21 protein-coding genes and 1 riboswitch are annotated in these 25890 nt (G+C 73.7%); of the genes, 16 read left to right on the top strand and 5 right to left on the bottom strand.

What is annotated here, in order from left to right; translation table 11 throughout:
• Positions 1–2: 2 nt before the first annotated feature.
• Positions 3–1289 (bottom strand): sugar ABC transporter substrate-binding protein, encoded by a 1287-nt coding sequence (locus HD595_RS43860; protein WP_253780318.1) that lies wholly within the window; start codon positions 1287–1289, stop codon positions 3–5.
• A gap of 309 nt (positions 1290–1598) precedes the next feature.
• Between HD595_RS43860 and HD595_RS43865 the strand changes: the two genes are divergently transcribed.
• The 4 genes from HD595_RS43865 to HD595_RS43880 all read left to right on the top strand — a co-directional run bounded on the left by HD595_RS43865 (position 1599) and on the right by HD595_RS43880 (position 6038).
• On the top strand, positions 1599–3152 hold the full coding sequence (locus HD595_RS43865) for a glycoside hydrolase family 13 protein (RefSeq protein ID WP_253780320.1): 1554 nt from the start codon (positions 1599–1601) through the stop codon (positions 3150–3152).
• Positions 3153–3525: 373 nt separating this feature from the next.
• Positions 3526–3735, top strand: a complete 210-nt coding sequence (locus HD595_RS43870; protein WP_253780322.1) for a hypothetical protein — start codon at positions 3526–3528, stop codon at positions 3733–3735.
• Between the two features lie 67 nt (positions 3736–3802).
• Complete coding sequence (locus tag HD595_RS43875; protein WP_253780324.1) at positions 3803–5164, top strand: sensor histidine kinase; 1362 nt, start codon at positions 3803–3805, stop codon at positions 5162–5164.
• Positions 5165–5216: 52 nt separating this feature from the next.
• Positions 5217–6038, top strand: coding sequence for an SAM-dependent methyltransferase (locus HD595_RS43880; RefSeq protein WP_253780326.1), 822 nt, complete (start codon positions 5217–5219; stop codon positions 6036–6038).
• A gap of 178 nt (positions 6039–6216) precedes the next feature.
• Here the strand turns inward: HD595_RS43880 and HD595_RS43885 are convergent, their stop codons facing one another.
• Positions 6217–7554 (bottom strand): cation:dicarboxylate symporter family transporter, encoded by a 1338-nt coding sequence (locus tag HD595_RS43885; protein WP_253780329.1) that lies wholly within the window; start codon positions 7552–7554, stop codon positions 6217–6219.
• Between the two features lie 145 nt (positions 7555–7699).
• Here HD595_RS43885 and HD595_RS43890 point away from each other — a divergent pair, with 145 nt between their 5' ends.
• The 6 genes from HD595_RS43890 to HD595_RS43915 all read left to right on the top strand — a co-directional run bounded on the left by HD595_RS43890 (position 7700) and on the right by HD595_RS43915 (position 16294).
• Positions 7700–9193 carry an ATP-binding protein gene (locus HD595_RS43890; protein ID WP_253780330.1) on the top strand — a complete coding sequence of 498 codons (1494 nt, stop codon included), beginning with the start codon at positions 7700–7702 and terminating at the stop codon, positions 9191–9193.
• A complete protein-coding gene (locus HD595_RS43895; protein WP_253780332.1) occupies positions 9190–9858 on the top strand; it encodes a response regulator in 669 nt (222 codons plus the stop codon). The genes HD595_RS43890 and HD595_RS43895 overlap by 4 nt, the downstream gene beginning before the upstream one ends.
• A 71-nt stretch (positions 9859–9929) precedes the next feature.
• The gene (locus tag HD595_RS43900) at positions 9930–12050 is read left to right on the top strand and encodes an N-acetylneuraminate synthase family protein (RefSeq protein WP_253780335.1); all 2121 of its coding nucleotides are present in this window, start codon (positions 9930–9932) and stop codon (positions 12048–12050) included.
• 32 nt (positions 12051–12082) lie between these two features.
• On the top strand, positions 12083–13063 hold the full coding sequence (locus HD595_RS43905; protein WP_253780337.1) for a glycosyltransferase family 2 protein: 981 nt from the start codon (positions 12083–12085) through the stop codon (positions 13061–13063).
• A complete protein-coding gene (locus HD595_RS43910; RefSeq protein WP_253780339.1) occupies positions 13060–14313 on the top strand; it encodes a polysialyltransferase family glycosyltransferase in 1254 nt (417 codons plus the stop codon). Before HD595_RS43905 ends, HD595_RS43910 begins: the two co-directional genes overlap by 4 nt.
• A 205-nt stretch (positions 14314–14518) precedes the next feature.
• Positions 14519–16294, top strand: coding sequence for a tannase/feruloyl esterase family alpha/beta hydrolase (locus HD595_RS43915; protein ID WP_253780341.1), 1776 nt, complete (start codon positions 14519–14521; stop codon positions 16292–16294).
• An 85-nt stretch (positions 16295–16379) separates the two neighbouring features.
• On the opposite strand, the gene HD595_RS43920 is transcribed toward HD595_RS43915, so the two are convergent.
• Both HD595_RS43920 and HD595_RS43925 read right to left on the bottom strand, forming a co-directional pair.
• Complete coding sequence (locus HD595_RS43920; protein WP_253780343.1) at positions 16380–17543, bottom strand: DUF6716 putative glycosyltransferase; 1164 nt, start codon at positions 17541–17543, stop codon at positions 16380–16382.
• Entirely contained in the window at positions 17540–18484 is a 945-nt protein-coding gene (locus HD595_RS43925; RefSeq protein WP_253780345.1) for a hypothetical protein, read from the bottom strand. The genes HD595_RS43920 and HD595_RS43925 overlap by 4 nt, the downstream gene beginning before the upstream one ends.
• A gap of 123 nt (positions 18485–18607) precedes the next feature.
• Here HD595_RS43925 and HD595_RS43930 point away from each other — a divergent pair, with 123 nt between their 5' ends.
• From HD595_RS43930 to HD595_RS43955, 6 genes are all read left to right on the top strand, one after another.
• On the top strand, positions 18608–19423 hold the full coding sequence (locus HD595_RS43930) for an aldo/keto reductase (protein ID WP_253780347.1): 816 nt from the start codon (positions 18608–18610) through the stop codon (positions 19421–19423).
• 19 nt (positions 19424–19442) lie between these two features.
• A complete protein-coding gene (locus HD595_RS43935) occupies positions 19443–20396 on the top strand; it encodes a Gfo/Idh/MocA family protein (RefSeq protein WP_253780349.1) in 954 nt (317 codons plus the stop codon).
• Between the two features lie 117 nt (positions 20397–20513).
• Positions 20514–20653, top strand: a riboswitch (cyclic di-AMP (ydaO/yuaA leader).
• Positions 20654–20666: 13 nt separating this feature from the next.
• The gene (locus HD595_RS43940) at positions 20667–21353 is read left to right on the top strand and encodes a CHAP domain-containing protein (RefSeq protein WP_253780351.1); all 687 of its coding nucleotides are present in this window, start codon (positions 20667–20669) and stop codon (positions 21351–21353) included.
• Between the two features lie 106 nt (positions 21354–21459).
• Positions 21460–21975, top strand: a complete 516-nt coding sequence (locus tag HD595_RS43945) for a GNAT family N-acetyltransferase (protein WP_253780353.1) — start codon at positions 21460–21462, stop codon at positions 21973–21975.
• Between the two features lie 99 nt (positions 21976–22074).
• Entirely contained in the window at positions 22075–22506 is a 432-nt protein-coding gene (locus tag HD595_RS43950) for a YciI family protein (RefSeq protein WP_253781466.1), read from the top strand.
• 66 nt (positions 22507–22572) lie between these two features.
• A complete protein-coding gene (locus HD595_RS43955) occupies positions 22573–23178 on the top strand; it encodes a response regulator transcription factor (protein ID WP_253780355.1) in 606 nt (201 codons plus the stop codon).
• Positions 23179–23299: 121 nt separating this feature from the next.
• Here HD595_RS43955 and HD595_RS47080 read toward each other — a convergent pair whose 3' ends face one another.
• Entirely contained in the window at positions 23300–25816 is a 2517-nt protein-coding gene (locus tag HD595_RS47080; protein WP_253780357.1) for a sensor histidine kinase, read from the bottom strand.
• Positions 25817–25890: the final 74 nt, after the last annotated feature.

Raw genomic sequence — 25890 nt, forward strand, 5'->3', positions numbered from 1 at the left:
CGTCAGTTCTTGAGCGAGGAGTCGATGGCCTTCTGCGCCGCCGCGGCGGACTTGGCGGCGTCGCCGCCCTTGACGACCGCGGCCTCGGCGATGCCGAACGGCTCCCAGATGGCCGCCATCTCGGGGATGGCCGGCATGGGGAAGCCGCTCTTGCCGGCCTCCATGAACTTGCCGGCGTCGGCGTCGGACGCCTGGACCTCCTGGAGCGCGGCGGTCAGCGCCGGCGGGCGGGGGTCGGCCTCGTACAGGGCCTTGGCGACGTCCTTGTTGGTGACGTAGTTGGCGACGAACTCCTGCGCCAGCGTCTTGTTCTTGCCCTTGGCGGCGACGAAGAACGACTGCACGCCGACGAACGGGGTGGCCGGCTTGCCGCCCTTGAACGACGGGACGGCCGTGATGTCGTAGGGGAAGCCGCCCTTCTTCACATCGCCCATGGCCCACGGGCCGGAGATGAGGAAGGCGCACTTCTTCGCGGCGAAGGTGGCGATGTAGTTCTCGTTGGTGATGGAGGTCTTGAGCGCCCCGTCACCCTTCTCGCCGAGCTCCTTGAGCCGGTCGAACGCCTTGACCGAGTCGGCCGAGCCGACCAGCACCTTCTTGGGGTCGGGGTCGCCCGTGGACGTGGTGCCGAACAGGGCGCCGCCGCCGGAGGCGAAGATCGGGTAGACGTGGAAGGCGTCGCCCTTCTGCGCGACCGGCAGGCAGAGCACCTCCTTGACCTTGCCCGCCGCCTTGAGCGCCTTGCCCTTGGCGACGAGGTCCTCGATCGTGGCGGGCGCGTCGGGCGCGAGGTCGGTGTTGCGGATCAGCGCGATGTTCTCCACCGCGTACGGCGCCGCGTAGACCTGGCCGTTGAAGGTGACGGCCTTCATGGCGATCTCGGGGAAGGCGGCTTTCTGCTCCTCGGTGAGGTTGACCGGGTCGATGGCGCCGTTCTGCACGAGGTTGCCGATCCAGTCGTGCGCGCCGACCATGATGTCGGGGCCGCTGCCCTGCTGCGAGGCGGTCAGGAAGACCTGCTGGTTGTCCTTGCTGATCTCCTTCACCTCGACGGTCACACCGTTCTCGGTGCCGAACTGCTCGGCGAAGGGCTTGAGGGCCTTGACCCGGTTGGGGTCGGCCCAGATCACGAGCTTGCCGCCCTGGGCGGCGGGCGCGGTGGCGCTGCTCGACCCGGTGGGCGCCGCCGAGGGCGCGGTCTTGTCGCCGCCGCCGCAGGCCGTCACGGCGACCGCCAGTGCGGAAAGGGCCGCCAGGTGTGCCGCCGTACCCATGGCTCGCTTGCGCATCGGACCTCCTGAGGTCACGGAGGGAGCGGCGACGCGGGAGAGGCGCCGCCGCTGGAAGATCCATATGGCCGCCTGGGCAGGCGGCTTGTGTTTCCGCGACGTTAGCGAGACTTTGCAAGAATTGGAAGAACTTGCAGAAAGCGTTACCTGATTCAGACCCGGCATGACCCCTGGTTGACCCGCGGACCTGGGCTCTGACCGGCCCGAGGGACGTCCATGCAAGTTTCCGCAACTTGCGCTTGACCTCCGGCGAGCGCACGGGTCATCCTGCATCGGAACGTGAACCACCCCCGGGGGAAGAAGGACGACATGGCCAGCTTCGCGACCGACGACGACTGGTGGCGCGACGCCGTCGTGTACCAGGTGTATCCGCGCAGCTTCGCCGACACCGACGGCGACGGCATGGGCGACCTGCCCGGCGTGCGCGCCCGGCTCGGCTACCTCGCCGAGCTCGGGGTCGACGCCCTCTGGCTCAGCCCCTTCTACACCTCGCCGCAGGCCGACGCCGGCTACGACGTGGCCGACTACCGCGACGTCGACCCCATGTTCGGCACGCTGGCCGACTTCGACGCGCTGGTCGCCGACGCGCACGCGCTCGGCATCCGGGTCATCGTCGACCTGGTGCCCAACCACTCCTCCGACCGGCACCCCTGGTTCCAGGAGGCGCTGCGCGGCGAGCGCCGCGACCGCTACATCTTCCGCGACGCCCCCAACGACTGGGAGTCCGTCTTCGGCGGCCCGGCCTGGACGCAGACGCCGGACGGGCAGTGGTACCTCCACCTGTTCGCGCCCGAGCAGCCGGACCTCAACTGGGAGAACCCCGAGGTGCGCGCCGAGTTCCGCGACATCCTGCGCTTCTGGCTCGACCGGGGCGTCGACGGCTTCCGCGTCGACGTGGCCCACGGCATGATCAAGGACGCCGGGCTGCCGGACGTCGGGCCGAAGGAGGGCCGCCAGGTCGAGCTGCTCGGCGACGAGCGGGTGCCGTACTTCGACCAGGACGGCGTGCACGACATCTACCGCGAGTGGCGGCCGATCCTCGACTCCTACCCCGGCGGCCGGATGGCCGTGGCCGAGGCGTGGGTGGCCTCGCCCGAGCGGCTCGCCCGCTACGTGCAGCCCGACGAGCTGCACCAGGCGTTCTCGTTCGACTTCATGATGGCCGACTACCACGCCAAGTCGTTCCGCACGGTCATCGAGAAGTCGCTGGCCGAGGCCGAGCTGGTCGGCGCGCCCACCACGTGGGTGCTGTCCAACCACGACAAGCCGCGCCACGTCACCCGCCACGGCGGCCTGGCCCGCGCCCGCGCCGCCACGCTGCTCATGCTGGCGCTGCCCGGCTCCGCCTACCTCTACAACGGCGAGGAGCTGGGCCTGCCCGAGGTCCTCGACCTGCCCGACGAGCTGCGCCAGGACCCGGCGTTCAAGCGCAGCGGCGAGAGCCGCGACGGCTGCCGCGTGCCCCTGCCGTGGACCACCGAGCCCGGCTGCGGCTGGCGCGAGCCCTGGCTGCCGATCCCCGAGGAATGGCGGGAGCTGTCGGCCGAGGCGCAGCAGGACGACCCCGGCTCGACGCTGAACCTCTACCGGGCGGCGCTGCGGCTGCGCAAGGAGCACCCGGCGCTGGGCGGCGGCACCCTGCGCTGGCTGGAGGTCCCCGCTCCGGAGCTGCGCGAGGACGTGCTGGCGCTGGAACGCTCCCCCGGGCTGGCCGTCGTGCTCAACACGGGCGACGAGCCGGTATCCCTGGCCGGGCTGGGGCTGTCCGGCGAGGTCCTGCTGTCGAGCGGCCCGCAGCCCGACCCCGGCGCGGTGGCCCCCGACACCACGATCTGGCTCCAGCTCGGCTCCGCGACCTCCTGACCCGGCCGTCCCGGTTCGCCGGTCGTCCCTCGTTACTGCCCGGCCCCGCCCGACGCCGGCACCCGCACTGCCCGGCCCCGCCCGACGCCGGCACCCGCCACGCCGCGCGCGGACGCTCAGTCCGGGCGCGCTCAGTCCGGGCGCGCGCTCAGTCCAGGCTCAGTCCGGGCTCAGTCCGGGCGCGCGCTCGGTCGGGCCGGCACTCGGGCGGGCGCCCGCGCGGTCGGGCGGGCAGGCGTTCGGTAGGGCGGGCGTTCGGTAGGGCGGGCGTTCGGTAGGGCGGGCGTTCGGACCGGTGGGCAGGGCGCCCAGTCGCAGGGCGCGCCAGGACGCCCCGCCACCCGCCGGCGCGTCACGTCAGAGGACGGCCCACGTGCGGCCCTTCCCTGCCCGCGCCCGGGACGAGCACCCGCCGCACCACGGGCGGCGCTCGGCCCGGGCGGACGTTGCAGCGGGGAGTGGGGAGCGAGCGGTGCGGGCGGCCGGCGCGGGCGAGGAGTGCGAGCGCTCGGCGCGGGCCGGGGTGGGTGGGTGGCGCGGCGAGGAGTGCGAGCGCTCGGCGCGGGCCGGGATGGGTGGGTAGCGGGCGTTGGGCGAATCTTTCCCTGCACGCGACTAACGGCGAATGTCACGGTTAGTAACCTCGGGTCGTGTCCCGCAATTGGGCACGCTCCCTGCGCGGGCGTGTCACGCTCGTCACGACGCTCGTCGCGGCGGTGCTGCTGATCCCGTTCGGGGTCGGGGCGGTCACCGTGACGCGCGCCTGGGTCGCGGCCAGCGTGTCGCGTGACACGCGGAACACCGCCGAGCGGATCGCCGCCGAGACCCGTACCGGAGCGTTGTGGCGGGGCGGCCGGATCCCGGTGCTCGACCCCACCGTGCCGCTCATCCAGGTCGTCAACCCGCAGGGCACGATCAGCGCGGCCAGTGACGGGGCCGCCTCCATGCCCCGCCTGAGCGACGTGTGGCCGACCCCCGACGACCGCGTCGTCACCTCACGGCCCTGCGTGCCGGGGATGTGCCTGTTCATGACCGCCGTCCGCGTGTCCCTCGAACCGGACTCCAGCGTCGTGTACGCCGGGCGCCGGACCCCCGCCGTGCTGGCCGACCACACGCTGGAGACCGTGGCCGCGATCGAGATCGCGATCCTCATCGGCATCACCGGCTGGGCCACCTGGATGATCATGGGACGGGCGCTGCGTCCGGTGGCGGCCATGCGCGCCCAGCTCGACGAGATCAACGCCAGCGACCTGAGCCGCCGGGTGATGCAGCCGGGCGGGGACGACGAGCTGTCCGGGCTGGCCGCCTCCATCAACGGGACGCTCGCTCGCCTGGAGCGCTCGGCCCGCCAGCAGCGCCAGTTCGCCTCGGACGCCTCCCACGAGCTGCGCACCCCCATCGCCGGGCTGCGCGCCCAGTTGGAGAGCGCCCAGCTCTACCCGGACGACACCGACCTTGACGCGCTCGTGACCGGCGCGCTGCGCGACACCGACCGGCTGGAGGCGATCATCACCGACCTCCTCCTGCTGGCCCGGATCGGCTCGCGCGTGGACGACGCGGCGAAGGAGTGGGTGGACCTCGGCGCGCTGGTCCGCGAGGAGCTGACCGTCCGCAAGGACCGGGTCCCGATCCGGCTGGCGGTCGAGGACGGCGTGGTCGTCCTGGGCGTACGGCTGCAGCTCGCCCGGCTGCTGACGAACCTGCTCGACAACGCCGAGCGGCACGCCGACCGGTACGTCAGGGTCTCGGTGGGGTCGGAGGACGGCACGGCCGTGCTGGCCGTGGAGAACGACGGCGCGGAGATCGCCGAGGAGGACCGGGAGCGGATCTTCGAGCGGTTCACCCGCCTGGACGCGGCGCGCAGCCGCGACGCGGGCGGCACCGGGCTGGGCCTCGCGATCGCGCGGGACGTGGCGGTGGCCCACGGCGGCGAGCTGACCGTCGAGGACTGCCAGGGCGGCGCCCGCTTCGTGCTGCGCCTGCCGTCGGCGGCCTTGCCGAAAAGCCCCTGACATCAGCGGATTCAGTGGCTACAAGTCCGTCATATCCGCAATCATGGGCGCCATGATGGAGCAGGCGCCGGTGGGCATCGATCCGCACGTTCCCAACGCGGCGCGGATGTACGACTACTTCCTCGGCGGCAAGGACAACTTCCAGGCCGACAGGGACCTGGCGGAGCTGGTGCTCAAGGTGATGCCCGACATCCGCGTCGGCACCCAGGAGAACCGCGCCCTGATCGGCCGGGTGGTGAAATACCTGTGCGACCAGGGGATCACCCAGTTCCTCGACCTGGGGTCGGGGCTGCCCGCGCGGGAGAACGTCCACGAGGCCGCCCTGCGGCACGTCCCGGACGCCCGGGTGGTGTACGTGGACAACGACCCGGTGGTCGCCACCCACGGTCGCGCGCTGCTGGCCGCCCCCGACCGGGTGGCGATGGTGCAGGCCGACGCGCGGCGGCCCGAGGAGGTTCTGAACCACCCCTCGGTGCGCGCCCTGATCGACTTCGAGCGGCCCGTGGCGCTGCTCATGATGTTCTTCCTGCACCTGGTGCCGGACGAGGACGACCCTCAGGGGTTCGTGGCCCGCTACCGCGACGCGCTGGCGCCGGGCAGCTACCTCGCGATCTCGCACGTGGGCAGCGACAGCGCGCCGGAGCAGGTGCGCCGGGTCAGCGACTTCTACAAGCAGGCCAACGCGCCGTTCTGCCCGCGTCCCGGGGCCGAGATCGCCGCGTTCTTCGGCGACTTCGCGCTCATCCCGCCCGGCCTGGCGACCGGGCTGGGCGAGGAGACCGGCTGGCCGTTCATCGACCCGGCCCACCCGCCGGTGATCGACGAGGAGATCGCCCGCATGGGATACGCGGGCATCGGCCGCAAGCCGTCCTGACCCGCACGGGGCACGCCGCCATCGGCCGCGAGCCGTCCTGACGCGCCAGGGGCACGCCGGCATCGGGCGCGAGCCGTCCTGATCCGCCAGGGGCACGCCGGCATCGGCCGCGAGCCGTCCCGACGTGCACGGGCCGGGCGCCCGCCGCGGGCGCCCGGCCTCGTCCCGCCGCCGCGGCTCAGACCGGCGACATCTCGCGGTCGGCCGGGGCCGTCGGCGGCTCCGGCTCCCGCTCGTCCTCGTCCAGCAGCGTGGCCTCGTCGAACGGGTCCTGCCCGGCCAGCACCTGAAGGGCCCGCTCCCGGTCGAACCCGCCCGTCCACGTGCCGACCAGCACGGTCGCCACGGCGTTGCCGGCGAAGTTGGTCAGCGCCCGCGCCTCGGACATGAACCGGTCGATGCCGACGATGAGGCCCACGCCGTCCACCAGCTCGGGGCGGTGCGACTGGAGCCCGCCCGCCAGCGTGGCGAGCCCGGCCCCGGTCACGCCGGCCGCGCCCTTGGAGGCGATCATCATGAACAGCAGCAGCCCGAGCTGCTCGCCGAACCGCAGCGGGTCGCCCGTCGCCGAGGCGATGAACAGCGTGGCCATGGTCAGGTAGATGGCGGTGCCGTCGAGGTTGAAGGAGTAGCCGGTCGGCACGGTGATGCCGGCCACGGTACGGCTGACGCCCATGTGCTCCATCTTGGCGATGAGCCGCGGCAGCGCCGACTCCGACGACGAGGTGGACAGGATGAGCAGGAACTCCCGGCCCAGGTAGCGCAGCAGCGACCACAGGTTGATCCGGGCGACCAGCCACAGCAGCGCGCCGAGCACGACGCCGACGAACAGGGCGCAGGTGAGGTAGAAGGCGGCCATGATGACGGCCAGGCTCTTGAGCGCGTCGACGCCGGTGGCGCCGACGACGGCCGCGATCGCGCCGAACGCGCCGACCGGCGCCGCCCACATGATCATGGCGAGGATGCGGAACACCAGCCGCTGGATGTGGCCGATGGCGGTGAGGACGGGCGCGCCCTTGGGCCCCATCGCCTGGAGGGCGAAGCCGGTGAGCAGCGCCACCAGCAGCGTCTGGAGCACCTGGCCCTCGGTGAACGCCGACACGAGCGTGGTCGGGATGATGCCGAGCAGGAAGTCGACGGTGTTCGTCGCCTCACCCTTCGCCGCCTCGGCCGCCGCCGCCTCCTTGGCCGCCGCGGTCAGGTGCAGGCCGCTGCCCGGGTCGATGAGGTTGCCGACGACCAGGCCGATGACCAGGGCTACAGTCGACATGACGAGGAAGTAACCGAGTGCGAGCCCGCCGACCTTGCCCACGCTGGCGGCCTTGGTGACGGAGCCGACGCCGAGCACGATCGTGCAGAAGATGATCGGGCTGATCATCATCTTGATCAGCGCCACGAATCCCGTGCCGAGCGGCTTGAGCGCCTGCCCCACGTCCGGCCAGACGAATCCGACCACGATTCCGGCCAGCACGGCCACGATGACGGCCAGGTAGAGGTAACGGGTGCGGTCACGCATGGGGGTGCTCTCCAAGGGTGTGGGCGACTGTTCTCACTGCGTGACTATGCGGCCGGTGGTGACGCACGTCACCATTGCGTAAGTTTCGTTCACCGGATCCGCGACGGACGAGGTGGTGAGCGACGGAGAGGTCAGAGAGGTCCGGATGCGACGGTGGAGCCTGGCGGGGCAGATGCTGCTCCTGCAACTGGTCGTGGTCGCCGTGGCCGTGGCGGGCGGCGCCGTGCTGGAGTCGGTGCTGGCGCGCGAGGTGGTCGGCGGGCAGGCCGCCGCCACCTCCCAGGCCGTGGCGCTCAGCGTCGCCGCCTCCCCCGACGTGCGGGCGGCCCTGGCCGGTCCGTCGCCGACGGCCAGGCTCCAGCCGTACGCCGAGCGGGTGCGCCTGGACACCGGCGTCGACTTCGTCACCATCATGAAGCCGGACGGCACCCGCTACACCCACCCCAACCCCGCCGAGATCGGGCGGCGCTTCCTCGGCCACACCGAGCAGGCGCTGCGGGGCCACGCGTTCACCGAGACCTACACCGGCACGCTCGGCCCGTCGGTGCGCGCCGTCGTGCCGGTCCGCGCCGGCGGCTCCGTCACGGCGCTGGTCAGCGTGGGCATCAAGGTGGAGAAGGTCAGCGCCAAGCTGTTCGTGATCCTGGTGTGGACGGGCCTCATCACGGCGCTCGCCCTCGGGCTGGGCGCCGGCGGCACGTGGCTGGTGACCTCGCGGCTGCGCCGCCAGACCCACGGGCTGGGGCCGCTGGAGCTGAGCCGCATCCACGAGCACCACGACGCCGTCCTGCACGCCGTACGGGAGGGACTGCTGCTCGTCGGCCGGGACGGCACGCTGACGCTGTGCAACGACGCGGCCCGCCAGCTCCTGGACCTGCCGGAGGACGCCGAGGGGCGGCACGTGGCCGACCTCGGCCTGGCAGATGTGCTGACCACCCGGGAGGAGCGCGTCCACCTGGTCGGCGAGCGCGTGCTCGCGGTCAACAGCGCGGCCAGCCGCCTCGGCACGGTCGTCACCGTGCGCGACCACACGGAGCTGCAGGCGCTGGCCGGGCAGCTCGACGCCGAACGCGGCTTCGCCGAGGCGCTGCGCTCGGCGGCGCACGAGGCGGCCAACCGGCTGCACACCGTCATCACGCTGGTCGAGCTGGGCCGCACGGAGCAGGCGGTGGCGTTCGGCACGGCCGAGCTGCGGGCCGCGCAGGAGCTGACCGACCAGGTGATGGCCGCGGTGCGCGAGCCGGTGCTGGCGGCGCTGCTGCTCGGCAAGAGCGCGGAGGCGGCCGAGCGCGGCGTCGAGCTGGTCATCAGCCCGGACAGCGACCTCGACGACCTCGGCGTCGACCCGCGGGAGCTGGTCACCATCCTCGGCAACCTCATCGACAACGCCGTCGACGCGGCCTCGCGGGTGGAGGTGTGCCTGCGCGCCGACGAGGGCGAGCTGCTGATCCGGGTGGCCGACGACGGGCCGGGGCTCACCTCCGCCGAGGCGTTCCGGCGCGGCTGGACGACCAAGGGCGACGGCCACGGGCTGGGCCTGGCGCTGGTGGGCCAGGCGGTGCGGCGGCTGGGCGGCGCGATCGACGTGGAAGGCTCGGTGTTCACCGTGCGGCTCCCGGTGCCGGAGCGGGTCCGATGATCACCGTGCTGGTCGTCGAGGACGAGGAGATCACGGCCGAGGCCAACCGCATCTACGTGGAGCGGGTGCCCGGCTTCCGGGTGGCCGGGGTGGCCCGCTCGGGCGGCGACGCGCTGCGCTTCCTGCGGCACACGCCCGTGGACCTCATCCTGCTCGACCTGTACCTGCCGGACATGCACGGGCTGGAGGTGTGCCGGGCCGCGCGGGCCGGCGGGCTGCTGTGCGACGTCATCGCGATCACCTCGGCGCGCGACCTGGCGATGGTGCGCTCGGCGGTGTCGCTGGGCGTCTCGCAGTACCTGCTCAAGCCGTTCGCGTTCGCGGCCCTGCGCGACAAGCTGACCCGCTACGCCGCCTTCCGCGGGGAGGCCGGCGAGATCGTCGGCCAGGGCGACGTGGACCGGGTGCTGGGCACGCTGCGCGGCACCGGCGGCGAGCTGCCCAAGGGCATGACGCAGGACACCCTCGACACGGTCGCGGCCGAGCTGCGCAGCCGGCCCGAGGGCGTGTCGGCGCAGGCCGTGGGGGCGGCGGCCGGGGTGTCGCGGGTGACGGCCCGCCGCTACCTGGAGTACCTGGTGGAGCGGGGCGTCGCGGTGCGCTTCCCCCAGTACGGCGGCGTCGGCCGTCCAGAGTTGCTCTACCGGATACCCACGGAACGTTAATGGCGCTGACGCTGGTCGTTCAATCCGGGCCTCTAGCTTCTGGGTGCATCCCACAGCACTGAGGAGACACCTTGCGAGTCCTGGCCGTAGTTCCCGCCCGCGGAGGTTCGGCGGGCGTCCCCCTGAAGAACCTCGCCACGGTCGGCGGGGTGCCGCTGGTGGCCCGCGCGGTGCGCGCCTGCCTGCGCGCCGACCTGATCGACCAGGTCGTGGTCAGCACCGACCACGCCGGCATCGCGGAGACCGCCAGGCAGGCGGGGGCGCTCGTGGTGGACCGCCCGGAGGAGCTGAGCGGCGCCACCGCCTCCAGCGAGTCGGCGGTGCTGCACGCGCTGGACGCGCTCGGCGAGGACCCCGAGGTGGTCGTGCTCGTGCAGTGCACCAGCGCCTTCATCGACCCGGCCGACCTGTCCGCCGCCGTGCGGCGGGTCCTCGACGGCGAGGCCGACTCGGTCGTGTCGGGGCTGCCGACGCACGAGTTCCTGTGGACGGCCGCCGGCGCCGGCGTCAACCACGACCCGGCGGTACGTCCGCGCCGGCAGGACCGCGAGCCGCAGTTCCGCGAGAACGGCGCCTTCTACGCCATGCGCACCGCCGGTCTGCGCGAGCACGGCCACCGCTTCTTCGGCACCGTCGGCGTCCAGCCCGTCCCGGCCCGGCACGGCATCGAGATCGACGACCCCGAGGACCTGGAGCTGGTCCGGGCGCTCGCCCCGTTCGTGGACCAGCCGGAGCCGATCGACGTCGACGCCGTCATCACCGACTTCGACGGCGTCCACACCGACGACCGGGCCTACGTCGACTCCGAGGGCCGCGAGATGGTCCTCGTCAGCCGCTCCGACGGCATGGGCGTCTCGCTGCTGCGCAGGGCCGGGGTGAAGGTGCTCGTCATGTCCACCGAGCACAACCCGGTCGTCGCCGCGCGGGCGCGCAAGCTCGGCGTGCCCGTCCTGCAGGGGCTCGCCGACAAGCGGACCGTGCTGCGCGACTGGCTGGCCATCGAGGGCCTCGACCCGGCCCGCGTCGCCTACGTCGGCAACGACGTCAACGACCTCGGCCCGATGGGCGAGGTGGGCTGGCCCGTGGCGGTGCCGGACGCCAACCCGAAGGTGCGGGCCGCCGCCCGCGTCGTGCTGACCCGCGTCGGCGGGGCCGGCGCGGTGCGCGAGCTGTGCGACCGGGTGCTGGCCGCCCGCCCCGCCCCGGCGCCGGCCGCGCCCGTGGCCCCGCTGGTGCCGGGCACGCCCGCCCCCTCCGCCGCGCCCACCCTGTCCTCCGCGGCCCCCGGCGGGCCCGTCCAGGCGCGGCCCAGGACCGCCCCGGCGCCGGTCGCCATCGGTGACGTGCTCGTCGGCGACGGCATGCCGGTGTACGTGATCGGCGAGATCGGCATCAACCACAACGGCGACCTCGACATCGCCCGCCGCCTCATCGACGTCGCGGCCGACGCGGGGTGCCAGGCCGTCAAGTTCCAGAAGCGCACCCCCGCGATCTGCGTGCCCGAGGAGCAGAGGGGCCAGATCCGGCAGACGCCGTGGGGCGAGATGACGTACCTGGAGTACAAGGAGCGCACCGAGTTCGGCCTCGACGAGTACCGGCAGATCGCCAAGTACTGCGACGAGCGCGGCCTGCACTGGTTCGCCTCGCCGTGGGACGTGCCCTCCGTGGAGTTCCTGGAGGAGATGGACGTCCTGGTGCACAAGGTGGCCTCGGCCGGCGTCGCCGACCACGAGCTGCTGCGCGCCCTGGCCGCCACCGGCAAACCGGTCATCCTGTCCACGGGCATGTCGACGCTGACCGAGATCGACAAGGCCGTCGAGATCCTCGGCACCAGCAAGCTGATCATGATGCACGCCACCTCCACGTACCCGCTGCCGCCGGAGGAGGCGAACCTGCGCACGATCACCACGCTCAAGGACCGCTACGGCGTGCCGGTCGGCTACTCCGGTCACGAGCGCGGGCTGCAGATCTCGCTGGCCGCCGTCACGCTCGGCGCGGTGTGCGTGGAGCGGCACATCACGCTCGACCGCACCATGTGGGGCTCCGACCACGCCGCCTCGCTGGAGCCGGCCGGGCTGGAGCACCTGGTGCGCGACATCCGGATCATCGAGCAGGCCATGGGCGACGGCGTCAAGCGGGTCTTCCCCGGCGAGGAGGCCCCGAAGGCCCGCCTGCGCCGCGTCACCGCCTGACCCGTCCCCCCTCGTTCCCCGCAAGGAAAGACTTGATCACTCTCTCGGTCGTCGTGCCGGTGCGGGACGGCGAGCGCTTCATCGCCGACGCGCTCGCCTCCCTGCGCCGCAACGCCCGGCGCGACTTCGAGTTCATCGTGGTGGACGACGGGTCGGTGGACGCCACCGCCGACGTCGTCGAGGACTTCCGCGGCGACCTGCCCGGCCTGTCCGTGATCCGCAACCCCGTGCCGCTGGGGCTCGCGGACGCGCGCAACGCCGGGCTGTCGGCCGCGTCGGGCCGCTACGTCACGTTCATGGACGGCGACGACTGGCTCGCCCCTGGCTACCTGGACCAGCTCGTCGCGGCGATCGACGGGCTCGGCTGCGACTTCGTGCGGGCCGACCACGTCCAGGCCGAGGGCCGCAAACGGGTCGTGCACCGCGCTCCGCTGGCGCGGCGGGGCGTGGTGCTCGATCCCAGGAGCGCGATCCTGCCCGCGAACGTGCGCACCATGGTCGACTACCCGTACGCGTGGGCCGGGGTCTACCGCCGCTCGCTGCGGGACCTGCTGCACTTCCCCGGGTCGCTGCACACCGCCGAGGACCGGCCGTGGATCTGGCGGCTGCACCGCGAGGCGGCCACGTTCGCCGTGGTGTCGATCGCGGGCGTCTTCTACCGGCGGCAGGTGACGGGGTCGCTGACGCAGGTCGGCGACGAGCGGCAACTGCACTTCTTCGACGCCTTCGAGCTGGTCTTCAAGGACCTGGAGGAGGAGTTCCTGCCCAAGGCGGTGCGCAACTTCTGCGCGCTGCTCGCCCACCACCTGGAGCTGGCCGGCCGGTTCACGCCGCGGCTGCGGGCCCGCTTCGAGGAGCGCGGCGCGCAGGCGGTGCGGGCGCTGCCCGCCGGCCTGGTCGTGGACGCGGTCTCGCGGATGTCGCTCCAGCGGGAGACGGCGCTGCGGGCGCTGCTGCCGGACCTGCCCCCCAGCCCCCTCGTCCGGCCACGCCGGGATCGGGAGGATTCATGACGACGGTCTGCTACGCCTCGACGCTGTTCGGGGCCATGTCGCTGGCGGCCGCCATCGACGCCGGCCACATCGGAGGCGGCGGCTCCGGCGACGGCCGCCGGGTGCTCATCGTGTCGACGAACGCGGCGATCCCGGAGATCGCCGTGCCGCTGGACCGGGCGCCCGGCTTCGCCGCGCTGCGCTCCCGCTTCGACGAGATCCACTCCTGGAACGACCTCATCGCGCCGCTGCACCCGTCGGACTGGAAGGCCCGGGTGATCGAGGTGCCGATGATGGAGCGGCTGATCCGCGCCCATCTGGGGCTCGGCGAGGTGGACGAGCTGGTGCTGGAGTCGATCGCGGTGGCGCCGGCCCGGACGATCGCCGGGCTGGTGCGCGACTGCCCGATCACCGTCTACTCCGACGGGCTGATGAGCTACGGCCCGACCCGCGACCCGCTGCCGGCCGACATCTTCCGCCGGATCACCCGCCTGCTCCACCTGGACCTGGTGCCGGGGCTGGAGCCGCTGCTGCTGAGCGAGTACGGGGTGCCCGCCGAGGTGCTGCCGGACGCGGCGTTCCTGTCGGTGGTGCGGGAGGTGACGGCCACCGCGCCCGACATGATGGACGCCCGGGCGATGATCCTCGGGCAGTACCTGTCGGCGCTCGACATCGTCACGCCCGAGGAGGAGGCGGCGCTGCACGAGGCGATGCTGCGCGCGCTGGCCGCCCGGGGCCACGAGACCGTGGTGTTCAAGCCGCACCCGTCGGCGGGCCGGGCCCACGCCCGGCTGCTGCGCCCGGCGGCCGAGCGGCTCGGGGTGCGGCTGGTGGTGGCCGACGAGAGCACCCCGGCCGAGGCGTTCTTCGCGGCGCTGCGGCCGGAGCTGGTCGCCGGCTGCTTCTCGACCGGGCTGGTCACGGCGCAGCGGTACTTCAGCCTGCCGGTCGCCTCGTACGGCACGGGCCTGGTGCTTGACCGGCTGGCCCCGTACGAGAACAGCAACCGCGTGCCGGTCACGCTCGTGGACGCGCTGCTGCCCCGGCTGTCGGACGACGGCTCGGCGACGGCGCCCCCGGCCGTGGACCTGCCAGCGCTGGTGCGGGCGGTGGGCTACTGCATGCAGGCCGAGGCGTACCCGGAACTGCGGCCGTCGGCGATGACGTTCGACCCGCGCTACTTCAAGCGCAAGCGGCTGGAGACGCTGGGGCTGGCCGGGCGGCCGACGGCCCTGGCCCGGCTGCGCCGCAAACTCGGCGCCACCCGCTGACCCCCGCCCGGCCCCACCCCCTCACCCGCCTCTCCCCCGCTCGGCGCCCTCCAGGACGCCCCCTCCCGGGAGGACCGGGCGTACGAGGCACGTGAGGTGAGGCGCGGTCGGTGAAGCGGGCTTCGTGCGGCGCTCGCCGGGTCGGCTCCCCGGAGCATCGAAGCCTTCCGCCGATCCCCGCCTTCGGTCATGATCAGGTATGGCGATGACACGAGAACTGCTCGCTTGTGTACGGGGGCGGATGCCGCGCCGCACCGCCGGAGTCCGGGCGCTACCGGTGGTGCTCGCCGTCCTCGCCGTCCTCGTGACGGCCGGCGGCGGCCAGGCCGCGGCCCGCACGGCCGGGGCCGGGGTGCCCGCCGAGGCGCGCGGTCCGTCCTCCGGCCCGCCCGTGGTGCTGCCGAGGATCGACTGCGCGGCCCTCGCCGGGCAGGACCTGTCGGGGACGCCCGACGCTCCGGCGGTCATCGGGTCCGCGACCGCGACGACCTCGCCGGACGGCTGGGCGGCCTGCGAGGTCAAGGGGACCGCGGCGCCGCAGATCCAGTTCGACGTGCTCCTCCCCACCGAGACGTGGCGGCAGCGGTATCTGCAGACCGGGTGCGGGGCGTTCTGCGGGAGCGTCGACATCTTCGCCGACGCGACGGACGGGTGCGTGCCGCTGACCCGCGGCGACTTCGCCGTGGCCACCGGCAACGGCGGGCACGTCGGCGTCTCCGGCTTCGACGGCACGTTCGGCGCCGATCCGCAGCTCCGGGTCGACTTCGGCTACCGGTCCGACCACGTCGTCGCGCTCGTCGCCAAGCGGCTCATCGCGCTCTACTACGGGCAGGGCCCGCGCTACTCCTACTTCGACGGCTGCTCGCAGGGCGGCCACGAGGGGATGACCGAGGCGCAACGCTACCCGCGCGACTTCGACGGCGTCATCGCCGGCGCCCCGGCGTCGTTGCTGACGTCGCTCATCCTGTGGTCCACGGGCTGGCACGCCACGGCCAACACCGACGCGCGGGGCCGGCCCGTCATGACCGCCGCCAAGCTCCCCGCGCTGCACGCCGCCGTCATGCGCGAGTGCGACGCGCGGGACGGCCTGGCCGACGGCCAGATCGACGACCCGCGTGCCTGCACGTTCGATCCGCGGACCCTGCGCTGCGCGACGGGGACCGACGGCGCGGACTGCCTCACCGACGCGCAGGTCGATGCCGTGCGCAAGCTGTACGACGGGCCGCGCGACGAGCGGGGCCGGCGGATGTACCCGGGGGGCGAGCCCGTGGGCTCGGAGGCCAACTGGGCCCGCTATGTCACCCCGACCGCCGCCGGCGCGCCGGCCGTGGCCGAGGGCAACGCGACGAACGCGCTGAAGTACCTCGTCCACCCGTCCGTCCGGCCGTCGGCGACCCTGCGCGACCTGCGCTACGACTCGGCGACGTTCCGCGAGATCCACCGGCAGGCCGGCATCTACGACGCGAGCGACCCGGACCTGACGGCCTTCCGCGCCGCGGGCGGGAAGCTCCTCCTCTGGCACGGCTGGGCGGACCAGGCGATCTCGCCGTACGGGACGATCGCCTACTACCACGCCCTCACCGAGCGCATGGGCGGGACGGACGCCACGCTGCGGTTCGCCCGCCTGTTCATGCTGCCGGGCGTCGCCCACTGCGGTGACGGTCAGGGGCCGGACGCGATCGACGCGCTGACCCCCACCGTCGCCTGGGTCGAGAACGGCGTCGCACCCGACCGGCTCGTCGCCACCAAGCGCCAGGACGACACCGTCGTACGGACCCGGCCGGTCTACCCCTATCCGACCGTCGCCCGCTACGACGGGAGCGGCAGCACCGACGACGCGGCGAACTTCGCCCCGGCACCGCCGCCCACGCGCTACGAGGACGACATCCCCTGGCTCGGGTCGTTCCGATCCGGATACGAGCAGACCTGCGGCTGGCACGACGGCCGCTGGTCCTGCACCCTGGCGCAACGGCCGAGCTAGCCGGGCGGCTCGGCGGGCAGGCGCGGCACGGAGAAGAGGCGGCGCGTGAGAAGGGAGCGCTCAGGACCGGGGCGGACGCGGCAGGTCAGGTGATGGCGCGCAGGTAGCGGCGGACGCGGCGCTTGGCGCGGTAGCCGTAACGCAGCATGGTCGGCGGCACCTCCAGCCGCAGCCGGGCCCGCCGGCGGGCGGCGGCGTGCTCGGCGCCGTCCAGCAGCGACCGGGCCGGTGTCCTGCGCCCGGCGGCCAGCCCCGCCAGCAGGCCCGTCCAGTCGTCGAGCTCCGCCGGGTGGAAGTAGTTGGCCGCGCACCACCCCGGGTCGGCGGTGCGGAAGTCGCCCTCGGCGAGCCGGTCGAGGGTCCCGAGCAGCCCGCTGCCCTCGAACACCACGTTGATCATCTCGGCGCTGACCCCGAAGTCGGCGAGCACCAGCGACGGCACGCCCTGGGCGATGGCCTCCAGCGCGGCGGTGGAGCTGACCGTCACGAAGCCGGCGGCCCGCTCCAGGTGCTCGTCCATGGGCCCGGCCGCGAAGCTCAGCCGACCGGGTTCGCCCAGCTCGCGCCAGAGCCGCTGGTAGGGGTGGCGCTCGCGGTGGGTCTGCCGTTCGCCCTCGAAGGCGCGCAGCTTGACCACGACGTCGAGGTCCGGCCGCAGTTCGGCGAGCCGCCCGAGCGCGAGCAGCACCCGCTCGCGCTCCTCCCGCTCCACCGGCACCTTGGCCTGGGTGGCGAACACCACCCGGTTGCCGCCGGCCGCGGCCCGGCCGGGGCGCAGGAACGGCAGCCGGGCCAGCCCGATCGCCCCTCCCCCGCCGAGCCGGGCGGCGATCTCCCCGAACTCGGCCACCTCACGGCGGCTGTGCAGCACGAACAGGTCGCAGCCGCTGCGGAACAGCCACGCCTTCTCGGTGGCGGGCACCGAGATGCCGGGCAGGCCGGTCGCGAACACCGGCCGGGGCCGCAGCCCGTCCAGCACCTCGGCGACCAGCACGTCCACGACCGGGCCGGTGCAGGCGACGAGGATCACGTCCGGCCGGCTCCGCTCGGCCTCGCGCCGCAGCGCGCGGGCCGACAGCACGGGCGGCGCGGGACGCCCGCCCACGGCCGCGGCGATCTGCTGCGGCGAGGGCGCGATGGGCGTGCGCACCACCACGAGGTCCGTCTCGCAGCCGGCCGGCAGGTCGCCGAGCAGGCAGGCCGCCCATTTCAGGTACGAGTCGGAGTCGGCGACCGCCAGCACTCTCACCCGGTCACTCCCGTCAGATGCGATCGCAGCGCGGGGGCGGCCCCGCTGGTCCACCAGTCGTCCGGTACGGCCACCGGCTCCACCGCGACGCCGCGCGGGCCGAGCAGCACCCGCAGCGAGGCGATGGCGGTGGAGGGCAGGCTGAGCACGCGCTGCCCGGCGGCAAGGCCGCGCAGGGTCAGCTCGGCCGGCGCTCCGCCGTCGTGCACGGTGATGCCGGGCCGTTCGCGGATGAGGGCGACGTCCACGGGGTCCTCGCGCCGGTGCGGGTAGTAGGCGAGCGGCTCCTCGCCGGCCAGGTCGGTCAGCCAGCGCAGGTAGCGGTCGCGGTGGACGAGCCCGTTGCGGACCAGGGACGTGCCGAGCACGACGGTCCGCTCGGCCGGGCCGGGCTCGGTCGGCGGCTGGGAGCGCAGCCAGGCGAAGTCATGGCGGACGAGGCCGAACCCGGCGGCGCGGACGGCCCGGTCGAGGTCGCCGGGCACCGGCAGGGCGGTGAAGACGGTCACGCGCCCGGCCCGCAGCCGGATCGCGGCGGCCAGCCCGAGCGCGGCGCGCAGCCGTCCCGGATGGGCGCGGGCCCGCAGCAGCGGCCGGAACGGCCCCGCCGCCAGCAGCTCCAGCAGCCGCAGCGTGGCCAGGCCGTCGTCCACGACGACGAGCCGGCCGGGCAGGGAGGTGAGCCAGCGCATCTGCACCTTGCCGGAGAAGGCGTCGCCGGCGGCGTTCACGCGGCGCGGCAGGTCCTCGGACGGCTGGGCCAGCTCCAGCCCGTCGGGCAGCGCCAGGCGGCGCAGCTCGCGGCGGGTCGCCTTGAGGGCGCGCTGACCGGCGCGGGGCACGACGACGGTGGCGGGGCCGAGCAGCCCGGCGTGGTGCGCCTCCACGGCGCAGAGCATCTGGAGGGGAGATTCCACCCAGGCCGACGCCCGTTCCGCCACCCCTGCTCTCCCCACTCCGGGCTCACACCGGCGTCGCTGTTCGGTGCTCTGACATCGAACGACGGGGTCACGGTAGTCCGGGCGCCTGACGGCGCGAAGAACGCGACGTGAACAATGGAGGCCATGAACTCGCTCAATCTCACCACTGACGGCGTCACGATCCCCCAGCTGGGTTACGGCGTCTGGCAGGTTCCCGCCGACGAGGCCGAGCGGGCCGTCACGACGGCCTTCGAGGCCGGTTACCGGCATGTCGACACCGCGAAGATCTACGACAACGAGGAGGGGGTGGGCCGGGCGGTCCGCGCGTCCGGGCTGCCGCGCGAGGAGGTGTTCGTCACCACGAAGCTGTGGAACGACGACCACCGGCGCGCCGGGCAGGCCCTCGACGAGAGCCTGGCGCGGCTCGGCCTCGACCACGTCGACCTCTACCTCATCCACTGGCCGGCGCCGAAGCAGGACGCTTACGTCGGCGCCTGGCGGGCGATGGAGAAGGCGCACCGCGACGGCCGCGTCCGGGCCATCGGTGTGTCGAACTTCACCGTCGAGGCGCTCACCCGGCTGATGGACGAGACCGGGGTCACGCCGTCGATCAACCAGATCGAGCTGCACCCGTGGCTCCAGCAGCACGAGCTGCGGGCCTTCCACGAGGCCAACGGCATCCTCACGGAGGCGTGGAGCCCGCTCGGCCAGGGCAAGGGCCTGCTGGAGGAGCCGGCGCTGGCGACGCTGGCCGCCAAGCACGGGCGCACCCCCGCCCAGATCGTGCTGCGCTGGCACCTCCAGCTCGGCAACGTGGTGATCCCCAAGTCGGTCACGCCCGCCCGTATCCGGGAGAACTTCGACGTGTTCGGGTTCGTCCTGGACGACGAGGACCTGGCGGCCATCGGGGCGCTCAACGCCGACCGCCGGCTTGGCCCGGATCCCACCACATTCGGGTAAAAAGCTAAGATCCCTCGCCATGAGGGATCTGGCATGGGGCATCGCGGCCACAGGCGGCATCGCGCGGACCGTGGGCGCCGTCATCGCGGCGGAGCCCGGCATGCGGGTGGCCGCGGTCGGGTCGCGTGACCTCGGCCGCGCCGCCGCGCTGGCCGCGGAGCTCGGCGCCGAGTCGGCTCACGGCTCCTACGCGGAGCTGTGCGCCGACCCGGCGGTCGACGCCGTGTACGTGGCCACGCCCCACGCCCAGCACCTGGCGGTGGCCGAGGCGGCCATCGCGGCGGGCAAGGCCGTGCTGTGCGAGAAGCCGCTGGCCGCCTCGCTCGCCGACGCCGAGCGCATGGTGCGCCTGGCCCGCGAGGCCGGGGTGTTCCTCATGGAAGCGATGTGGATGCGCTTCAACCCGCTCATCCGGCGCATGGCCGCCGACCCGCGCTTCGGCGAGATCCGCTCGGTTCACGCCAGCTTTGGCTTCGCTTTGCCGTTCGACCCCGAACACCGCTTGTGGGCGCCGGAGCTGGGCGGCGGGGCCCTGCTCGACCTCGGGATCTACCCGTTCGGGCTGGCGCAGTTGCTGCTGGGGGCGCCGTCCGAGGTGCGGATGACGGGCAGCCTCGCGCCGTCGGGCGTGGACGCGGAGGCGGGCGGCGTGCTCGTCTACCCCGGCGGGCGGCGGGCGATCGTGGAGACGTCTTTACTCGCGCCGTACCCGAACAGCGCGTACGTGGTGGGCACGGGGATGCGGGCCGACATCCAGGCGCCGTTCTGGGCGCCGAGCCGCCTGGTGCTGAGCGGACCGTCGATGGAGACGGAGGTCCACGAGCTCGACCCGGCCGACAACGGCTATGCCGGGGAGCTGCGCGAGGTGCGGGACGCGCTGGCGGAGGGACGGACTGAGAGCCATGTCATGCCGCTGGACGAAAGCCTCGCCATGATGGGCCTTCTGGAGGCCGCGCGGGCCCAGCTCTCCTGACTGGGGATTTATCCACTTGTAATCCTCTTGCCGGATGTATTACCTTAAGTCCTGTTCGTCGGCTTACGTCCGGTTTGCCCGTTCGTTGCCGACCCCTCTGAAATCACTCACAGGACCCCCCTGTGACCGCTGAATCCGCCTGAGCGCGGAACCGGGGACCCACTTCCCTTGGGGTGAATCGGCACGTCCGCGTGCCGTAGGGCAGCTTCCACGCCCGAACCCGTCAGCTAACCCGGTAAGCGGCATGGAAGCAAGGAGCATCCCTTCTCGATGGCCAAGCACCGTCTCATCCGTGCCCTCACGCCCGGTACGATCCGCGCCGCCCTCGGCGCGACCGTCCTCGCCTCGGCCGCCTTCGGCGCCGTCGCGCCGGCCCATGCGGACACCCCCGAGCAGGTCGGGCCCGCCTCCCAGTCCTCCGTCGTCCAGACGGCCCAGCACGCCGCCGCCAACCAGCGGGTCAACGTGACCGCGCAGCAGGTCCTCAACGTGGCCCGCGCCCAGATCGGCACGTCCGAGAACGCCGCCGGCGGCGGCACCAAGTTCCAGAAGTGGTACGCCACCTCGCAGCGCGCGATGGAGACCGTCAAGCGTGACGGCGGCGCGCCGACCGAGTACCTCAACGCCGCCTGGTGCTCGATGTTCGTCTCCTGGGTCGGCGAGCAGACCGGCGCCCGCCCGCAGGTCGGCTGGGACGCCTACACCGTGGAGCACGCCCGCTGGTTCGCCGCCAACCACCGCTGGGGCAGCACGCCCAAGCCGGGCGCCGTGGTCTTCTTCTCCTGGAGCGGCAGCAAGAGCATCGACGACATCAACCACGTCGGCTTCGTCGTCAAGGACAACGGCGACGGCACCATCTCCACGATCGAGGGCAACACCGGCAACGGCCGCGTCGAGGCCCGGGTCCGGCCGACCTCCCAGGTCGTCGGCTACGGCTACCCCAACTACAAGGCCTGACCTCCCCCGGTCCCCCTCCCCCCTTCTCCCCCCTCCCTCTCCCCACGAGCGAGCGCGCGCCATCCCCCCGGGCGCGCGCTCGCTCGTGTTTTGTAGGGTCGGCACCATGCCTGACGTGATCACCGTCCACCCCGCGCAAACCGGCGACGGGGACGTCCTTGGCGAGATCCACGCCCTGTCGTGGGGCGTCTCGCACGGCCCGCTCTGCACGCCGCGGGTCGCCGCGGCCGGGATCGAGGAGCGGCGTACCAAGTGGCACGGCGTTCTGGCCGAGGGCGTGGACACGATCCTGATGGCGCGCCTGAACGAGCGGCCGGGGGCCTTCGCCCGGTTCGGGGCCTCCACGTCCCGCCCCGGCGCCGCGGAGATCCACGCCTTCTTCGCCCATCCGGACGTCTGGGGCAGCGGCGTCGCGATGGTCCTGCTGGCGGCCGTCCTGGACCGCGTGCGCGACGCCGGGTACGACGACGTGCATCTGTGGACGCTCCGGGACTCCGCCCAGGCGCGCCGCTTCTACGCCAAGAACGGCTTCGCCGAGACCGGCCGCACCCACGACCACGACTTCGGCGACGGCCCTCCGCTGGCGCTGATCGAGCTGGAGCGGGCCGTGCCCGGCCGCTGAGCCGCTGAGACGGGGCCGCCGGTCCGACGCGAGGATGGGTGCGGGGCCCGGCCGGGTCCCGGCCGAGCGCCGCGCGAAGGAGACGGTGTCGTGAAGTTCATGATCGTGGGCAAGGGGAACGCCGAGACCGAGGCGGGAGCCCTGCCCGACCGCGCGTACGTCGAGGCGATGGTCGAGTACAACGAGTCGCTGGCCGAGGCCGGCGTGCTGGTCGCCGCCGAGGGGCTGCACCCCAGCTCGAAGGGGGCACGCATCGCCTACCGCGGCGGCCGGCCGACCGTGCTCGACGGCCCGTTCACCGAGTCCAAGGAGCTCATCGCGGGATTCTGGCTCATCCAGGTGCGCTCCCGCGAGGAGGCCGTCGAGTGGGCCCTGCGGGTGCCCGTCCCGCCCGGCTGCCCGGACGGGGTCGCGCTGGAGCTGTGGCAGGTGTTCGACGTGGCGGACCTGCCGGCGGAGTCGCTGCCCCCGGAGACGGCGGCCCGCCAGCAGGCCGTGCTCGAGTCCCTGGAACGCGACCCCGGCGCCTGACCCGCGCCCCGCGGCCGCGACCTTCTATGCTGCCGGGCGAGAGGTCGTGAGGGGCGGGGGTTACCTGTGATCAGGGTGCTGTTGGCGGAGGACATGCGCATCCTGCGGGAGGCGCTGGCCGGGCTGCTGGACCTGGAGGACGGCATCGAGGTCGTCGCCCAGGTCGAGGCCGGGGACACGATCGTCGCGGCGGCGCTCGCCACCCGCCCGGACGTCGCGGTGATCGACATCGAGCTGCCCGGCATGGACGGGCTGACCGCCGCGGCCCTGCTGCACGAGCGCCTGCCCGAATGCCGGACGCTCGTCCTCACCGGCGTCGGACGGCCCGGCACGCTGCGCCGGGCGCTGTCGGCGCACGTCGCGGGCTTCATGGTCAAGGACACCGGGCCCGCCGAGCTGGCCGGGGCGATCCGCACCGTCGCGGCCGGGGGACGGGTCGTGGATCCGCAGCTCGCGTTCGCCGCGCTGGACGTCCAGGGCAGCCCGCTGACCGACCGGGAGACCGAGGTGCTGCGGCTGACCGCGTCCGGCGCCGAACCGGCCGAGATCGCCACGCAGGTCGGCCTGTCCTACGGGACCGTGCGCAACTACCTCGCCTCGGCCGTCACCAAGCTGAACGCCCGCAACCGGGTGGACGCCATCCGGATCGCCACCGAGGCCGGCTGGCTCTGAGCCGCCCGCGCTGTCCGGGGCCGACCCGTTCAGGCCGCGGTCGAGACGCCGGCCCCGCGCCCGCGACTCCCGCGCTCAGGCCGCGGTCGAGACGCCGGCCGCGCGCCCGCGACTCGCGCGCTCAGGCCGCGGTCGGGGCGCCGGCCCGTTCGACGCCGACCGCCGCGGGCACCTCGACGGTGAGGCCGAACTCGTCCGTCCCGTCGCGGACCAGGAGGCGCCCGCCCACCTCCTCGGCCCGCGCTCGCAGGTTGGCCAGCCCCGTGCCGGAACGCTCGCCGTCCCGGCAGCCGTGCGCCGAACCGGAACGCCACCGGACGCCACCGGGCTCACCGTCCTGAGAGTCCTGCGCCGAGCCGGAGCGCCACCCGGCGCCGCCGGCCTCTTCGTCCCCGGCGCGCACGCCGTCGTTGGTGACCCGCAGCCGGTAGGTGTCGCCGTCGCGCGACGCCTCGATGGAGCAGACGCCGGCGCGCGAATGCCGCACCACGTTCGTGACCGCCTCACGCAGCACGACCGCCAGGACGCCACCGAGGCCGGGCGGCACGGGCACGGCGAGGTCGACGCGCGCCTCGATCCCTGCGGCGGCGAGCATCGAGCGGGCCGCCGCCACCTCCTCGTCGAGCCGGAGACCGGCCGGCTCCCGGGTGATCGACCGCAGCGACGCCAGCGCGCGCTCGGCGAGCGTCGCCAGCTCGGCGAGCTGGGCGCGGCCCTTTCCCGGGTCGACGGCCAGCAGGCGTCCGGCCAGCTCGCCCTTCAGGACCAGCGCCGACAGCTGGAAGCCCAGCAGGTCGTGCACGTCCCGCGCGATGCGCAGCCGCTCCTTCACCACCGCCAGCCGGGTCGTCTCCTGGCGCGCCTCCTCCAGCCGCGCCACGACGACGGGCAGGCCGCAGAGCGCGTAGACCGGGCCGATGAACATGGCGCCGCCCACGAGCGCGTTGACCTGGGAATCCCAGGGCTTGGACGACCAGGCGATCGCCACCGGGGCGACGAGGACGGACGCCGCCGTGATCCACGACCACGGCGGCCGGACATGGTAGAGGACGACGGCCCCGACCAGCGCGGCGTAGGACGGAGGGATGGCCTGCCCGACGACGACCAGCGCCGTGAGCAGCAGAGCGACCTGCAACGGCACCGTCACCTTCCACGCGCGCGGCGGCTCCCCGCCCGGCCGGGGGAAGACGTGCCGGAGCTGGAGGAGGGCGAGCGACGGGAGCAGCACGGCGGCCGCCCAGACCTGCGCGAGCGTCAAAGATCCGATGCCGTAGTACGCGCTGTACCTCAGGTCCAGGGCAGCCGAGCCGAGATGGTCGAGCTCGATCAGCAGCAGCACGGCGAAGGCCAGCCAGGGGGCCGCCTCGGCCGGACGGGGCGAGCGCGCCCTGCCGCGCCCCTGCCTGACCGGGATCCGCGCCTCGATCTCCGAGCCGACGTCGAGCCGCCCGCCCAGGTCGCCGACCTCGGCGGCGGCCTCACGCAGCGCCTCCGCCATCCCCTCGGTCCACGCCCCGGGCGACCCGCCCGCCCCCCCGCCGGAGGCCCCCGCGAGTCCGCCGGTGGACCCGCCCGGATTCCCGCCGGACGACCCACCTGTGACCCCACCCACAGACCCGGCCAAGTCCCCGTCGGACGACCCCGGGGTCCCTCCGGTGGACCCGCTCCTGAGTTCGCCGAGAGGCGCGGCCGGTGGCGGCCCGGAGAAGGTCACCCGCAGACGGGCAGACCCGTCGGCCTGGATCCGGCAGTGCTCGGGCGTGCCCCGCCGCAGGACGGCGACGACCGTGCGGCGCAGCACCGCCGCGAGGGCCGCGTCGATCGCGCTGGGCAGGGCGAGCGGCGCGGCGCGGACCGTGACGCGGGTCCCGGCCGCGCCGAGGACCGTCCGCGCCGCCTCGATCTCCGCGGCGAGCGACCGGTCCCTGAAGTCGTCGGCGACCGACCGGACCTCGGCCAGTGCCGCGCGGGCGGTCCGCGTCGCGTGGGCGAGGCGTTCCCCGTCCAGGTCGGCGGCGGAGCGGCGCAGCGCCACGAGGACCTCCGCGAGGCTGCCGCCCAGGGCCGCGCCGAGCCCGCGGGCGATCCGTAAGCGTTCCCTGGCGACCTCCAGTCCCGCCGCCTCGGCGCGGGCGCGCTGGAGGTCCTGAGCGAGCTGTGTCAACCGCGCCACGGCGAAGAAGGCGCACCCCGTGGTGCCGCTCGCGATCACGGTCCACGCCGACAGCTGCCAGCCCAGGCCGAGCAGCATCTTGATCAGGCCTTCACCGAGCGCCAGGCCCGCCGCGAGCAGCCAGGACGTCCGGCCGGTGAGGACGAGCAGCGCCGAGGCCACGGACAGCGCCGCGTACGGCCCCCATTGGGCTCCGAGCATGACGGGCAGGCCGTAGGCCAGGAGCGCCTGGGTCAGGACGGCGTAGAGGCTCGTGTGCCGGGGCAGGCGGCGCAGCACGATCGCGACCATGAGAGCGCCCATCAGAAGGATCGCGGCCGTTCCGAGCGCTATCTGGCCGACGGGCGGCCATTGGGTCAGCGGCTTTCCGGGCGCGGCGCCGGTGATCTTGTACAGGCACCACACGCCGATGCTGCCGAGCAGCGGCACCGTGAAACGCCGCGGCGGCAAGAGGTCACGGGCCACGCACACGCTCCTTTACCGAACACCCGGAATCCGAATTATGCAGATTCCATAAGGTCCGCGTGCATTTTGCATGC

The sequence above is a fragment of the Nonomuraea roseoviolacea subsp. carminata genome (genome assembly GCF_024172185.1).
GTDB lineage: Bacteria > Actinomycetota > Actinomycetes > Streptosporangiales > Streptosporangiaceae > Nonomuraea > Nonomuraea roseoviolacea.

Coding starts and splice junctions, on each gene's coding strand:
- HD595_RS43940 (WP_253780351.1), top strand. CDS start 20,667: ATGGCCAAGCACCGTCTCATCCGTGCCCTCACGCCCGGTACGATCCGC.
- HD595_RS43910 (WP_253780339.1), top strand. CDS start 13,060: ATGACGACGGTCTGCTACGCCTCGACGCTGTTCGGGGCCATGTCGCTG.
- HD595_RS43880 (WP_253780326.1), top strand. CDS start 5,217: ATGATGGAGCAGGCGCCGGTGGGCATCGATCCGCACGTTCCCAACGCG.
- HD595_RS43945 (WP_253780353.1), top strand. CDS start 21,460: ATGCCTGACGTGATCACCGTCCACCCCGCGCAAACCGGCGACGGGGAC.
- HD595_RS43865 (WP_253780320.1), top strand. CDS start 1,599: ATGGCCAGCTTCGCGACCGACGACGACTGGTGGCGCGACGCCGTCGTG.
- HD595_RS43890 (WP_253780330.1), top strand. CDS start 7,700: ATGCGACGGTGGAGCCTGGCGGGGCAGATGCTGCTCCTGCAACTGGTC.
- HD595_RS43915 (WP_253780341.1), top strand. CDS start 14,519: ATGACACGAGAACTGCTCGCTTGTGTACGGGGGCGGATGCCGCGCCGC.
- HD595_RS43895 (WP_253780332.1), top strand. CDS start 9,190: ATGATCACCGTGCTGGTCGTCGAGGACGAGGAGATCACGGCCGAGGCC.
- HD595_RS43930 (WP_253780347.1), top strand. CDS start 18,608: ATGAACTCGCTCAATCTCACCACTGACGGCGTCACGATCCCCCAGCTG.
- HD595_RS43950 (WP_253781466.1), top strand. CDS start 22,075: ATGATCGTGGGCAAGGGGAACGCCGAGACCGAGGCGGGAGCCCTGCCC.
- HD595_RS43860 (WP_253780318.1), bottom strand. CDS start 1,289: ATGCGCAAGCGAGCCATGGGTACGGCGGCACACCTGGCGGCCCTTTCC.
- HD595_RS43885 (WP_253780329.1), bottom strand. CDS start 7,554: ATGCGTGACCGCACCCGTTACCTCTACCTGGCCGTCATCGTGGCCGTG.
- HD595_RS43935 (WP_253780349.1), top strand. CDS start 19,443: ATGAGGGATCTGGCATGGGGCATCGCGGCCACAGGCGGCATCGCGCGG.